The sequence below is a fragment of the Rubrivivax soli genome (assembly GCF_049810355.1).
Classification (GTDB): Bacteria; Pseudomonadota; Gammaproteobacteria; order Burkholderiales; family Burkholderiaceae_C; genus Rubrivivax.
On sequence record NZ_CP187368.1, the window covers coordinates 2,151,588 to 2,165,221 of the forward strand.

The window sequence follows — 13,634 nt, forward strand, 5'->3', positions numbered from 1 at the left end:
CGTCGGCCGTGTCGCACCCGTCGGGGCGGGGCTGTTCACGTTTGCTTGCACTATCGCAGCCGCCACGGGCGGCCCACCCCGGGCTTGCCCTAGCCCGTCCTGCGGGCTGGGGACAGCGGGCGGCGCGGACACTGCGGCTACAGCCGCGCCAGTTCGAAGTCGGGCACGCCGAAGGGCGACAGCGAGACCGGCGTCTGGCGTCCCTGCGTGAGGCGCTGCACCTGTTCGGACACGTAGTAGTCGAGACCCTTGTAGGTGACGCGGCCGGCCCGCAGCACGTCGGCCTTGCCGCGCAGTCCGTCGAGCAGGGCCGACGTGAAGGCGCCGTTGCCCCAGTCGTCCTGCTCCAGCGACTCCTGCCGGCCCGAGCTGGCGGCGAAGACCACCACGCCGTTGTCCGACATGTCGTTGACGAAGCGCGCCAGCTCGCCGTTGCGGCCGGTGGTGGCGCCCAGCACGCTGCCGGCGTGGCAGGTGTCGATGAACAGCAGCGTGCGGCCGGGCACGCGGCGCAGCGCCGCGCGCAGCTCGCGGTCGGCCACGGCGCTGGCGGCCAGGTTCTCGTGGCGCGCGTCGCTGGTCATGAAGTAGTACGCGCCCGAACTGCCGTTCACGCCGTGGCCGGCCATGAACACCATGAACGTGTCGCCCTTGCCGCCGGCGCCGGCCAGTTCGGTCAGCGCGGCCAGCACGGCGGCGCGCGTGGCCTGGCCGTCGAGCAGCGTGCGCACGACGACCTCGCTGTACAGCTTGCCCTGCTGCGTGCGGATCACGCTGGCGAAGTCGGCGGCGTCCTTGGCAGCCAGGCGCAGGCTGTACTCCGGACGCGCGTAGGCACTGACACCGACCGACAGCACGAACAGACGACCGCCCGGCGCACGCGCCGCCGGCAGCGCGCGCAGGGCCGGCGCTGCGGCACTCAGGCCCGGCAGCGCAGCGGCGCCGGGTGCTGGCCCGAGCGGCGCCAGCGAGGGCAGCGCCGCCGCCGGCGCGCCGGGCAGCTGCGCCAGCGCGGGGGGCGGCGCAGGCGCCGGTGCGGGCGGGGGTGGCAACGTGGCCTGCACCGCGAGCAGCCAGGCCTCGGACACACCGTGCAGGTTGCGCGCCAGCAGCTGCACCGACGCCGCGCCGGCCGGCACGCGCAGGCGCAGGTGGCCGCGCGACGCGCCGTCGGCGGCCGGCACCAGCGACACACCCAGCAGTTCGCCCGGGCGACCGTCGATGCGCACCTCGAACGACACGGCCCCCGCGCTGGCGGCGCTGCGCACGGCCACCGGCACCTCCACCTCGACCTCGCTGTCGACCGCCGGCGCCTGCAGCCGGATCGCCCGCTGTGCCGACTGCAACAGCGGCGGCAGCGGCGGCAGCGCGGGCCGCGGCAGCGCCAGGCTCGCCGCGCCCACGGGCTCCAGCCCGCCCAGCGCCTGCAGCGCCCCCGGCGCGGGGCCCAGGCGGCCTTCCGGGGCGGCGGTCCCGGCCGCCAGGGCCGGCGCGGCCGCAGCCTGTTCGGCCCGCACTTCCTCGGCATGGCGGCGCAACGCCTGCTCCGGGTCCAGCGTCTCCAGCAGCAGGTCGATGTAGCGCGGCTGGTGCAGCCGTTCGCGGAAACGGGCCGCCGGGTAGTGGTCGGCCGCGCTGCCGTCACTGCGGTTCACGAGCCAGCCCACCAGCCGGTCGGCGCCGACCGCGGCGTCGAAGTGGCCGTCGGGGGTCCACAGCACCCAGCGCCGGTCGGGCAGCACCAGCAGCGCCAGCAGTTCCAGCCCGTCGCTGGCGCGTGCGATGCGCACGGTGCCGTCGAGCATCGCGGCGAACAGCAGGCGGCCGTCGGGCGTGACGTTGACGGCGCGCACCTCGGTGTGCATCGGACGGCGCCACTGCACGGCGCCGCGCGGGCCGATGCGGTACAGCGCCCGGCTCGTGCCCAGCACGGCGTCGGTGCCGCCCGCCAGCAGCGCGACGGCGCGCGAGAGTTCGTCGGGCGCCATCGCGATGCGTGCGCCGTTGACCTGCGGCTGGCGGTGGTTCTCCCACTCGGAAGGCGCGTCGAGCAGGCCGCGGCGCAGCAGCGGCGGCAGCAGGCCGTCGACCGCGCCCGGCAGCACGAGCCGGCGCGCGAGGTCGAAGCTGATGCGGTCGCGGCCGGCGTCCAGGGTCCAGCTGGCGCTGCGGCCGTCGCGCCCGATGTGCAGCCGCGTCGCGCCGTCCAGGTCGGGCAGCTGCGCGCGCTGCAGCCGCACCTGGCGGGTGCCGGGCGCGAGCACGCCCCAGGAGCCGTCGGCCGAGGCAAACGCCACCCGGCCGTCGGCCAGCGTCACGAGATCGGTGATGGTCGACGGTGCGCCGGTCTCGATCTCGTCGCCGCTGCGCGCGCCCGGCGTGAACACCACGAGCCGCGCGTTGCGGCGCACGAACGGGTAGGCGCCGGCGGCGTAGACGTGCCGCCCGTCGGCCGACCAGGCCACGCTCATCAGCGTGCCGCGCTCCAGCGCCGGCGGCGCCACGCCGGTGGTGACGCGCCGGCTGCGCAGGTCGACCACGTCGGGCGCGCGCCCGGGCAGGAAGTAGCCCACGGCCAGCGCCTCGCCCGCGGGCGCGAAGGCCAGCGACACCGGATTGCTGTCGAGCTGCAGGCGCCACAGCTCGGTGTAGCGCGGCGCGGCGCCGGGCGGCGCCTGCGCGTACAGGCGCAGGCTGCCGTCGAGCGCCGCCACGGCCAGCCGGCCGGGTGCCACGGCCAGCGCATACACGGCGCTGTCGAAGCGGTCGGCGAACACCTCGCGGCCTTCCGGGTCGAAGCCGCGCACGCCGTGCGCGCCCGGCGCACCGGCCTGCGCGGCCAGCAGCACGCTGCCGTCGCTGTTCCAGAGCAGGCGCTTCACGTCGCCGGCAAGTGCGTCGATGCGCCGCAGGTGGTCGCCGCTGCGCGTGTCGTGCAGGTGGATGGCCGGGCCGCCCGCCGCCGCCACGCTGCCGCCGATCGCGACCCAGGGCTGCACGGGGTGCAGGGCGACGCCATAGACACGCCCGGCATCGCCGGGACCTGCCGGCGGCCGCAGCACGTGCTGCAGGCTGCCTTCGGCCAGCGACCACAGGCGCGCCGTCTTGTCGTCTGCACCGGTGGCCACCAGGTCGCGGTCCGGCAACACGGCCAGCCGGCGCACGGCCCCCGCGTGGCTGCCGAGTTCCACCTGCAGCTGCGCCCCGGGTTCGGTCGCGGTCTGCGCGGCTGCGCTGGTGCCCATCAGCAGCAGCAGCGCCGCGGCGCGCAGGCCCGTGCCCCACGCCTCGCACAGCCACCGGACGACGCTGCGCCGCGCGGTGTCGCGTCGTGGGGTGCAGGTGGTCCGGCGCATCGTGCGGGCTGGCGGTGGAGCCCGATGTTCAGGGACGCCGGTGCATCAGCGCATCGGGACGACGCCGGATGCGCGCGCGGCCGCCGCTGCGGCCGCGGGGTGCTTCAGCCCGACACGACGCGCATCGGCGCGCGCTGCGGTTCGGGTTCGGAGTCGAAGCGGTCGAAGCCGGTGTAGCACAGGAAGTGGCGGTTGGCGGCGCGGCCGAACAGCGTCATGCCGAGCTTGGTGGCCAGTTCGTGGCCCATCGCCGTGACGCCGTTGCGCGAGACGATGATGGGCACGCCCATCTGCGCCGACTTCATCACCATCTCGCTGGTCAGGCGGCCGGTGGTGTAGAAGACCTTGTCGGCGCCCTCCACGCCGTGCAGGCCCATCCAGCCGGCGATGGTGTCGATGGCATTGTGGCGGCCCACGTCCTCGACGAACGTCAGCATCTCCGCGCCGCGGAACAGCGCGCAGCCGTGCACCGAGCCGGCCTTGCGGTGGATGCTGTTGCGCTGGCGCATGACCTCCAGCATGCCGTGCAGCGTGCTCTGGCGGATGCGCGCGGCCTGCGTGCCGGGCAGCTGCACCGCATCGAGCTGCGCCATCACGTCGCCGAACACCGTGCCCTGGCCGCAGCCCGTGGTGACGACGCGCCGCGCCGTCTTGGCTTCGATGTCGCCGATGCCCGCGCGTGTCCTGACCGCTGCCGCGCCCACGTCCCAGTCGACGGTGATCGACTCGATCTCGCCGACACCCGCGATCAGCCGCTGGTTGCGCAGGTAGCCCAGCACCAGCAGTTCGGGGCAGGCGCCCAGCGTCATCAGCGTGACGAGCTCGCGCTTGTCGACGAACACCGTCAGCGGGCGCTCGGCCGGGATGTGGATGCAGCGGCGCTCGCCGTGCTCGTCGAGGATCTGGATCTCGCGCAGCAGCGTGCCCGTGGCCTGCGTCAGCCGCGGCGCATCGGCCACCGGCTGCCACGCCGAGGCCGTGTCGAAGGCGGAGGGTTCGGCAGGCAGGACGGGTTCGGGCAGCATGGTGCTGCGCAGCTTACTTCTTCGGCGCGGGCGCTGCCGGCGCCGGGGCGGCAGCCACGGCGGCCGGAGGGGCCGGTGCCGGCGGCGTGTAGACGAACGCGCCGGGATCGGCGCACGCGGCCGTGGCGGTGGGGGCGGGTGCCGCCTTGCCGGCCTTCTTGCTCTCGGCCTGGTAGTGCGCGACCACGCGCTCCATCGACTTGCAGAGCTTGAAGCTCTCGACCTTCGCGCCGTGCGCGGTCTTGGCGGCGGCCTCGGCCGCCTTGGCCTTGGCCTCGTCGGACAGCGGCGGCAGCTTGGCCAGCGCGGCGCCGGTGCACAGCAGCGCAGCGGCCAGGATCAGGGGGCTCTTCATCGTTGTCGTCCTCGGATCTCGTCGGGTCTGGTCGGGGTGGGCCGCCGCGTTCAGGCCTGGCGCGGCGCGCCCAGCGGGGCGGTGCCGTCGGCCGGCTTCGAGCGCTGCGCCGGGATCTTGCCGGCACGCACGTCGTCGTACCAGAGCTCGTGGTGCTCCTTGGCCCAGCCCTCGTCGACATAGCCGGTGCGCATGGCCCCGTAGGCGCCCTTCATGCCGATGGTGCCGATGTAGATGTGGCCGATGAACATGGCCATCATCAGCACCGCGGCCACGGCGTGGATCATGTGCGCGATCTGCATGTCGCCACGCAGGTAGGCCATGCCCGGCACCAGCTGGTTGAGCACCAGGCCCGAGCCCACCACCACCGCGCCCAGCACCAGCACTCCGGCCCAGAACAGCAGCTTCTCGGCCGCATTGAAGCGGTGCGACGGCACCTCGTGCTCGCCCAGCAGGCCGCCGAAGCGCGCCAGCCACTGCAGGTCGCCCGGCTTGGGCAGGTTGTCCTTCACGAAGGTGATGAACACGATCAGCAGCGACACGGCGAACAGCGGGCCGGCGAAGTTGTGCAGGTTCTTCAGCGCATAGCTGAGCCAGCCGAACAGCGTGCCGCCCAGCACCGGCAGCAGGAAGAACTTGCCGAAGGCCAGCACGATGCCCGACACCGCCAGCGCCACGAAGGCGATGGCGTTGGCCCAGTGCGCTGCGCGCTCGAACGGGGTGAAGCGCTCGATGCGGCGGCCGACATCGGGCACGTGTCCGCCGAGCGCGCCCTTGCGCCAATAGAACATGCCGATGGCCAGCACCACGATGGCCAGCAGCGAGCCGCCGTAGGGAATGATCCAGCGGTTGCGCACCTGGCGCCACGCCTCGCCTGCGGTGGTCAGCTGCGAGCCCGGGTACTGCACGAAGCGCTGCACCAGCACGCCCTGCTCGGCGCCGGGCAGGTTGACGGTGCCTTCGGTGACCCCGCTGTCGCGCACGCCGCGCCAGAACGGCGCGTTGTTGCCGGGCTGGGTCCTGCCGCGCTCGGCGTTGGTCTCGTCGGGCTTGGGGTCGGCAGGCGCCACGAAGCCGGCCGGCGGACCGGCCTTCTCGGGCGCAGCCGCGGTCTGGCCCACCGCGTGACCGGCAGCGCCCAGCGCCACGGCCACCGCCAGCAGCCAGGGCCGCAGCGCCTGGAGATGCATTGCCTTCATCGTCTGCCTTTCAACGCGGTCACTGGCCGGCGGCCGGCGCGCGCGAATACTCGTTCTGGCCCTGGGTGCGCCTCCTGGTCTGCTCTTCCCAGCTGGCAGCGTCGCCGGCGGTCCAGCCCGGCGCGACGAACGCGCTCTTGGCGGGCTGGTAGACGCTGCCGTCGGCCTTGCGGGTGCCGGCGGTCTGCGGCTGTTCGGTGCAGGCGCCCAGCAGCATCGCGGCGGCGGCGGCAAAAGCGATCGACGCGACTCTCATGACTTGGTGGTCTCCGCCTTGGCCTTGGGTGCCGCGCCGGCCGTGGGTTTGCCGTAGGCGGTGCCCCAGCCCCAGACCTCGCTGCCCTTGCCGCGTGTCAGCACCCGGGTGCGGAAGATGTCGGCGACCACGTCGCCGTCACCGCCCAGCAGGGCCTTGGTGCTGCACATCTCGGCGCAAGCCGGCAGCTTGCCCTCGGACAGCCGGTTGCGGCCGTACTTCTCGTTCTCGGCGCTGCTGCCGTTGTCTTCGGGGCCGCCGGCGCAGAAGGTGCACTTGTCCATCTTGCCGCGCAGGCCGAAGGTGCCGTTGCTCGGGAACTGCGGCGCGCCGAACGGGCAGGCGTAGCTGCAGTAGCCGCAGCCGATGCACACGTCCTTGTCGTGCAGCACCACGCCTTCGGCGGTGCGGTAGAAGCAGTCCACCGGGCACACGGCCATGCAGGGCGCGTCGCTGCAGTGCATGCACGCGACCGAGATGCTCTTCTCGCCCGGCACGCCGTCGTTCAGGGTGACGACGCGGCGGCGGTTCACGCCCCAGGGCACTTCGTGTTCGGCCTTGCAGGCCGTGACGCAACCGTTGCACTCGATGCAGCGTTCGCTGTCGCAGATGAATTTCATGCGAGCCATGTCTGTCTCTCCTTAGGCCGTGGCCCGCTCGATCTGGCAGAGCGTCGTCTTGGTTTCTTGCATCATCGTCACGCTGTCGTAGCCGTAGGTGGTGGCCGTGTTGACGGCTTCGCCGCGCACCACCGGGGCCGCGCCCTCGGGGTAGTAGGGCAGCAGGTCGACCCCGCCCCAGCGGCCCGAGAAGTGGAAGGGCAGCCACACCGTCTCGGCGTCGACGCGCTCGGTCACCAGCGCCTTCACGCGGATGCCCTTGAAGTCGGTCAGGCCCACCATCGTCGGCGTCTTCAGCCAGACGAACTCGCCGTTGCGGATGCCGCGGTCGTTGGCCGCCTTCGGGTTGATCTCGACGAACATCTCCTGCTGCAGCTCGGCCAGCCAGGGGTTCGAACGGGTCTCCTCGCCACCGCCTTCGTATTCGACGAGCCGGCCGCTGGACATGATCAGCGGGAAGTCCTTGCCGATGTCCTTGTTCTTCTCCTGCACGCTCTTGAAGAGCGTGGGCAGGCGCCAGAACGCCTTCTTGTCGTCGTGCGTCGGGTACTTGGCGATCAGTTCGGGCCGGTTGCTGTACAGCGGCTCGCGGTGCTGCGGGATCGGGTCGGGGAAGTTCCAGACCACGGCGCGCGCCTTCGCGTTGCCGAAGGGGTGGCAGCCGTGCTTGACCATGGTCACGCGGATGATGCCGCCCGAGGGGTCGGTCTTCCAGTTCTTGCCTTCGGCGGCCTTCTGCTCGGCTTCGGTCAACTCGCTCCACCAGCCCAGCTTCTTCAGCAGCACGTGGTCGAATTCGGGGTAGCCGGTCGTGAGGTCGGCACCCTTGCTGTGCGAGCCGTCACCGGCCAGCAGCGAGACGCCGTCGCGCTCGACGCCGAAGTTCGCGCGGAAATTGCCGCCGCCCTCCATCACGTGCTTGGAGGTGTCGTACAGGTTCGGGCTGCCCGGGTGCTTCATCTCGGGCGTGCCGTAGCACGGCCAGGGCAGGCCGAAGTACTCCCCGTCCAGGTTCAGGCCGGTCTCCTTGTCGATGCCGCCCTTGGCCTTGAGCGTCTTCACGTCGAAGACGTTCATGTTGCGCATGTGGGCCTTCAGGCGCTCGGGGCTCTGGCCCGTGTAGCCGATGGTCCAGACGCTCTTGTTGATCTCGCGCAGGATGGACTCGGGCTCGGGCTCCATCATGCCGCCCTTGCCCGCGACCATCTTGTAGTTGACGGTCAGCTCCTTCGCGAAGCCGAGCTTCTCGGCCAGCTGGTACATGATCATGTGGTCGGTGCGGCTCTCCCACAGCGGCTCGATCACCTTCTCGCGCCACTGGATCGAGCGGTTCGAGGCCGTGCACGAACCGCTGGTCTCGAACTGCGTGCACGCCGGCAGCAGGTAGACGGCGCGGTCCTTGTTCAGCTCGTCGGCCTTGCCCGGCATCGCGGCCATCGCTGCCGTGGCGCTGGGGAAGGGGTCGACCACCACCAGCAGGTCGAGCTTGTCCAGCGCCTTCTTCATCTCGAGGCCGCGGCTCTGCGAGTTGGGCGCGTGGCCCCAGAAGAACAGGCCGCGCAGGTTGCTTTCCTGGTCGATGAGTTCGTTCTTCTCCAGCACGCCGTCGATCCAGCGCGAGACCGTCATGCCGGGCTTGGTCATCATGCCCGGGGCGTACTGCTTCTTGATCCACTCGAAGTCCACGCCCCAGACGTTGGCGAAGTGCTTCCAGGAACCCTCGAGCAGGCCGTAGTAGCCGGGCAGGCTGTCGGGGTTGGGGCCGACGTCGGTGGCGCCCTGCACGTTGTCGTGGCCGCGGAAGATGTTGGTGCCGCCGCCGGAGACGCCCACGTTGCCCAGCGCCAGCTGCAGCAGGCACGAGGCGCGCACGATGGCGTTGCCGATGGTGTGCTGCGTCTGGCCCATGCACCACACGATGGTGCTGGGGCGGTTCTCCGCCATGATGGTGGCGACCTTCAGCGTCTCGGCCTCGGTCACGCCGCAGGCCTCCAGCACCTTGTCGGGCGTCCACTTGGCGAGGATCTCCTCGCGCACCTTGTCCATGCCGTAGACACGGTCCTCGAGGTACTTCTTGTCCTCCCAGCCGTTCTTGAAGATGTGGTACATCACGCCGAACAGGAACGGGATGTCGGTGCCCGAACGGATGCGCACGAACTCGTCGGCCTTGGCCGCCGTGCGCGTGAAGCGCGGGTCGACGACGATCATCTTGCAGCCCGCTTCCTTGGCGTGCAGCATGTGCAGCATCGACACCGGGTGCGCTTCGGCCGCATTGCTACCGATGTACAGCGCCGCCTTGGCGTTCTGCATGTCGTTGTAGCTGTTGGTCATCGCGCCGTAGCCCCAGGTGTTGGCGACGCCGGCGACGGTGGTGCTGTGGCAGATGCGGGCCTGGTGGTCGGTGTTGTTGCTGCCCCAGAAGCTGATCCACTTGCGCAGCAGGTAGGCCTGCTCGTTGTTGTGCTTCGACGAGCCCACCACGAAGATCGAATCGGGGCCGCTCTGCTTCTTCAGCTCGAGCATCTTGGCGCTGATCTCGTTCAGCGCCACGTCCCAGCTGATGCGCTCGTACTTGCCGTTCACGAGCTTCATCGGGTACTTCAGGCGGAACTCGCCGTGGCCGTGCTCGCGCAGCGCCGCGCCCTTGGCGCAGTGGGCGCCGAGGTTGATGGGGCTGTCGAACACCGGCTCCTGGCGCACCCAGACGCCGTTCTCGACGACGGCGTCGACCGCGCAGCCCACCGAGCAGTGGCCGCACACGGTGCGCTTGACCTCGACCTTGCCGGTGCCGGCGGTGTTGCGCGATTCACGCGCCTCGGCCTTGGTCACCAGCGTCAGCTGCGACGCGGCGATGCCGGCGCCCACGCCCAGGCCGCTGCGGCGCAGGAAGGCACGGCGGTCCATCGTGGGAATGGCGCGCGAGACGCCGCGCGAGAGGCTGGCCACGAGGCCCGAGGCGGCGCGGCCGGTGGAGTCGGTGGAAGTGCGTGTCAACAGCATGGTGGTGTCCTGTGGAGCTGCGCGAAGCCTCAGACCTTGGCCGTCTGGTAGTACTGCAGCACGTGGGGCGTGACCTGGTAGCCGCCTTGCGGATCGATCTCGGCCTTGGGGGCGGCGGCGACCGCGGTGGCGGCCGGCGTGCGCGGCAGCATCGCCGCGGCGGCGGCCATGGCGCCGACGGCCCCGGCACCCGCCAGCGCGGTGCGGCGGTCCAGGGCGGGAGCAGATTTCTTGGTCATCAAGGATCTCCGGCAAGAGCGCTGGACTGCACACGGGCGCAGCCAAACGCAGGCAGACGCGGACTCGGCGTCAAAGGCTGGATACTGGTCAAGTTGAAAGGGGCTTCCTATAGGGTTGCACCCCAGAACCGAACGACAAATTGTCGCGGCAGCTGCGTGACAACTTGTCGCGGACCCGACCCCGGGTTCGGACACCGCGGCGCAGCGCGGCGCGCGGCGTCCCGCGGGACTAAACTTCGCGCCCTTCCAGGCCGTTTCGCGCTGCCCGGGTCTGCGCCGGCGCGCACCGGCGCGCCCCATGGGCTCCGTGGTCGGCGCCCCCATGACTGTCCCGCGATGACCAGCCCCCCCACCCTGCGCGTTGCCGTCCGCATCGACCGCCGCCGCCAGCCCAACCGCTGGGAGGACTGGGGTTTCCGGCTCGCCGACGTGGCGGTCGACGACGGCCAGTTCGGCGCCGCGCCGCGCACGCTGCGCGACGACGGCGAGACCACGCAGTTCCTGTTCCCGGGCCTGGCGGTGGAGCTGCACCGCGACGAAGCCGAGGGCTACCACCTGAACCTCACGTCCGGCGCGCCGGTGTGGTTCGTGATGTGGCGCATCGACGACACCGACCCGTCGCGGGCCTGGCCCGAGCTGGTGACGCTGTCCTACAACGAAGCGGGCCGCTGGCTCGATGCGCAGGAGCGTGTCGACAACCTGCCGCTGCCCGATGCCGTGCGCGCCGAACTGCAGGCCTTCACCGACACGCACTACCGGCCCGAGCCCAAGCGGCGCAAGCGCCCGGCCTCGTTCCTGCCGCCCGAGCAGCGCTGAAGCACGATGGCCGAGGACGACGGTTTCCTGTCGCGCTGGTCGCGGCGCAAGGTGCAGGTGCAGCGTGGCCTGCCGCCGGACGCCGTGGCGCCGACCCCGACGCCGGCCGCGGCTGCGGTAGCCAGCCCGGCGGCGCAGCCGCTGCCGCAGGAGCCGCCGCCCGAGGCTGCGCCCGACGCACCGCCCGCGCCGCCGCCGCTGACGCTGGACGACGTCGCCGCGCTGACGCCCGATGCCGACTTCTCGCGCTTCGTCGCGCCCCAGGTCGACGGCGAGGTGAGGAACGCTGCGCTGAAGAAGCTGTTCCAGGACCCGCACTACAACGTGATGGACGGCCTGGACACCTACATCGACGACTACGGCAAGCCCGACCCGATCCCGGCGTCGATGCTGCGCGAGATGGTGCAGTCGAAGATGCTGGGGCTGTTCCGCGAGGAGGAGGAAGCCGCAGCCGCGGCCGAAGCTGCTGCCGTCGCCGCCGCCAGCCCGCCTGCAGACCCTGCCCCCGACACTCCGGCGCTCCCGCCCGCCGCCACGCCCTCTTCCCTGCCCGAGCCCACGCCCGATGAAGACCCTGCTCTGCGATTGCAACCGCACGATGACGCTGGACGCGCCGGCCCTGAGCCGCGCACTGGCGAAGACGCCGGGCGCCAGCACTGACGGCCTGGACACCGTCCACAGCCTGCTGTGCCGGCGCGAGGCGCCGGCCTTCCAGCGCGCAGCCAAGGCCACCGGCGCCAGCGGCGACGAACTGCTGGTGGCCTGCACGCAGGAAAGCCGCCTGTTCCTGGAACTGAACGACGCCACCGAAGGCACGGCCAGCGTGCAGGAGCGGCCGATCCGCTTCGTCAACATCCGCGAGACCGGCGGCTGGAGCCGCGACGGCGCCGGCGCCACGCCCAAGCTGGCGGCGCTGATCGCCGCGGCACAGCTGCCGCCGCCGGCGCCGGTGGCCACCGTCGGCTACAGCTCGGCCGGGCGCGTGCTGGTGCTGGGCAGCGGCGAACGCGCCGAACGCGCGGCGGCGATGCTCGACGACAAGCTCGACGTCACGCTGCTGGTGGGCGGCGGCGCCATCGCGCAGCAGCACGGCCGTGCCGTGCACACGGGCCGCCTGGTGCGCCTGGCCGGCTGGCTGGGCGCCTTCGAGGCCGAGTGGGAACACACGAACCCGATCGACCTGGAGGTCTGCACGCGCTGCAACGCCTGCATCGCGGCCTGCCCTGAAGGCGCGATCGACTTCGGCTACCAGGTCGATCTGGCCAAGTGCAGCAGCCACCGCGACTGCGTGCGCGTGTGCGACGCCGCCGGCGCCATCGACTTCCAGCGTGCGCCGCAGCAGGTGGACGAGCGTTTCGACCTCGTGCTCGACCTGAACGACACGCCGGCCCTGGGCATGCACCAGCCGCCGCAGGGCTACTTCCACGCACGCGACGACGCCGCGCTGGTGCCGGCCGTGCTGAAGCTGCGCGAGCTGACCGGCAGCTTCCAGAAGCCCAAGTTCTTCAACTACCAGCAGCGCCTGTGCGCGCACAGCCGCAACGAGCAGATCGGCTGCACCGCCTGCATCGAGGTCTGCTCGGCGCAGGCGATCCGCAGCGACGCATCGCTGAAGGGCAAGTCGCTCGGCCGCAAGGGCCAGGGCGGTGCGCAGGGCACGGCCTACATCGGCGGCGGCATCGTCGTCGAGCCGCACCTGTGCGTGGGCTGCGGCGCCTGCAGCACCGTGTGCCCCAGCGGCGCGATGGGCTTCGCCTACCCGGGCACCGTGGACCAGGGCAAGCGCCTGCGCACGCTGGTGCAGGCCTACACGCAGGCCGGCGGCCGCGACGCCGCGCTGCTGCTGCACAGCGAAGGCGCCGGTGCCGCGCTGGTGGACGCGCTCGGCCGCGCCACGCGCAGCGACAAGGCGCTGCGCGGCGTGCCCGCGCGCGTGCTGCCGGTGGCGGTGTGGCACACGGCCAGCATCGGCATCGACCTGTGGCTCAGCGCCATCGCGCAGGGCGCGAGCCAGGTCTGGGTGCTGCTGACCGACGAGGAAGCCCCCAGCTACCGCCAGGCGCTGGCCGAGCAGATGGCGGTGGCGCAGGCCATCCTGACCGGGCTGGGTTACGCAGGCACGCACCTGCGGCTCATCGAAGCCGGCGACGCCGCCACGCTCGACGCCGCGCTGCGCGCAGCGCCGGCCGCCACCGTGGCGCGGCCCGCCGCCTTCGCGGTGCAGGCCGACAAGCGCGCGACGCTGGACCTGGCCATCGAGCATCTGCTGGCCGTGGCGCCCGCGCCGGCCGACGAGCTGCCGTTGCCCGCCGCCGGCGCGCCCTTCGGCACGCTGCAGGTCGACGCCGCCAGGTGCACGCTGTGCCTGAGCTGCGTCGGCGCCTGCCCCGAAGCCGCGCTGGCCGACAACCCGGAACGCCCGCAGCTGAAGTTCATCGAGAAGAACTGCGTGCAGTGCGGCCTGTGCGCCACCACCTGCCCCGAGGACGCCATCACGCTGCAGCCGCGGCTGTGGCTGGCCGACGGCGGCAAGGCGCGCAAGAGCGCGCGCGTGCTGCACGAGGCGCAGCCCTTCGCCTGCGTGAAGTGCGGCAAGCCCTTCGGCACGCTGCGTGCCATCGAGAACATGATCGAGAAACTGAGCGGCCACGCCGCGTTCCAGGGCGCAGCGGCCGAGCGGCTGAAGATGTGCAGCGACTGCCGTGTCGTCGACATGTACAGCAACCCGAACGAAGTGCGCATCACCGATCTCTGACAGGCCTGCGACG

11 protein-coding genes are annotated in these 13,634 nt (G+C 71.9%); 3 read left to right on the forward strand and 8 right to left on the reverse strand.

Translation table 11 applies throughout. The features are described 5' to 3' along the window. Positions 1 to 137 precede the first annotated feature (137 nt). The 8 genes from ACPOLB_RS09765 to ACPOLB_RS09800 all read right to left on the reverse strand — a co-directional run bounded on the left by ACPOLB_RS09765 (position 138) and on the right by ACPOLB_RS09800 (position 10,050). Positions 138 to 3,356, reverse strand: coding sequence for a caspase family protein (locus tag ACPOLB_RS09765; RefSeq protein ID WP_425261151.1), 3,219 nt, complete (start codon positions 3,354 to 3,356; stop codon positions 138 to 140). Positions 3,357 to 3,460: 104 nt separating this feature from the next. Further along, the gene (locus ACPOLB_RS09770) at positions 3,461 to 4,381 is read right to left on the reverse strand and encodes a formate dehydrogenase accessory sulfurtransferase FdhD (protein ID WP_425261152.1); all 921 of its coding nucleotides are present in this window, start codon (positions 4,379 to 4,381) and stop codon (positions 3,461 to 3,463) included. A gap of 13 nt (positions 4,382 to 4,394) precedes the next feature. Further along, positions 4,395 to 4,736, reverse strand: a complete 342-nt coding sequence (locus ACPOLB_RS09775) for a hypothetical protein (protein WP_425261153.1) — start codon at positions 4,734 to 4,736, stop codon at positions 4,395 to 4,397. A gap of 50 nt (positions 4,737 to 4,786) precedes the next feature. After that, positions 4,787 to 5,926: a formate dehydrogenase subunit gamma gene (locus ACPOLB_RS09780; protein ID WP_425261903.1), complete on the reverse strand. Its 1,140-nt coding sequence runs from the start codon at positions 5,924 to 5,926 to the stop codon at positions 4,787 to 4,789. Between the two features lie 28 nt (positions 5,927 to 5,954). Then, positions 5,955 to 6,191, reverse strand: a complete 237-nt coding sequence (locus ACPOLB_RS09785; RefSeq protein WP_425261154.1) for a hypothetical protein — start codon at positions 6,189 to 6,191, stop codon at positions 5,955 to 5,957. Next, entirely contained in the window at positions 6,188 to 6,820 is a 633-nt protein-coding gene (gene fdh3B / locus ACPOLB_RS09790) for a formate dehydrogenase FDH3 subunit beta (RefSeq protein WP_425261155.1), read from the reverse strand. Before fdh3B ends, ACPOLB_RS09785 begins: the two co-directional genes overlap by 4 nt. Positions 6,821 to 6,832: 12 nt before the next feature. After that, the gene (locus ACPOLB_RS09795; RefSeq protein ID WP_425261156.1) at positions 6,833 to 9,811 is read right to left on the reverse strand and encodes a formate dehydrogenase subunit alpha; all 2,979 of its coding nucleotides are present in this window, start codon (positions 9,809 to 9,811) and stop codon (positions 6,833 to 6,835) included. A 29-nt stretch (positions 9,812 to 9,840) separates the two neighbouring features. After that, positions 9,841 to 10,050: a formate dehydrogenase gene (locus ACPOLB_RS09800; RefSeq protein WP_425261157.1), complete on the reverse strand. Its 210-nt coding sequence runs from the start codon at positions 10,048 to 10,050 to the stop codon at positions 9,841 to 9,843. Positions 10,051 to 10,386: 336 nt separating this feature from the next. Between ACPOLB_RS09800 and ACPOLB_RS09805 the strand changes: the two genes are divergently transcribed. From ACPOLB_RS09805 to ACPOLB_RS09815, 3 genes are read left to right on the forward strand one after another with little or no spacing between them, the layout of a single operon-like run. Next, positions 10,387 to 10,866 (forward strand): DUF3305 domain-containing protein, encoded by a 480-nt coding sequence (locus ACPOLB_RS09805; RefSeq protein WP_425261158.1) that lies wholly within the window; start codon positions 10,387 to 10,389, stop codon positions 10,864 to 10,866. Between the two features lie 6 nt (positions 10,867 to 10,872). Next, the gene (locus tag ACPOLB_RS09810) at positions 10,873 to 11,526 is read left to right on the forward strand and encodes a DUF3306 domain-containing protein (RefSeq protein ID WP_425261159.1); all 654 of its coding nucleotides are present in this window, start codon (positions 10,873 to 10,875) and stop codon (positions 11,524 to 11,526) included. After that, positions 11,432 to 13,621, forward strand: a complete 2,190-nt coding sequence (locus tag ACPOLB_RS09815) for a 4Fe-4S dicluster domain-containing protein (RefSeq protein WP_425261160.1) — start codon at positions 11,432 to 11,434, stop codon at positions 13,619 to 13,621. The genes ACPOLB_RS09810 and ACPOLB_RS09815 overlap by 95 nt, the downstream gene beginning before the upstream one ends. Positions 13,622 to 13,634: the final 13 nt, after the last annotated feature.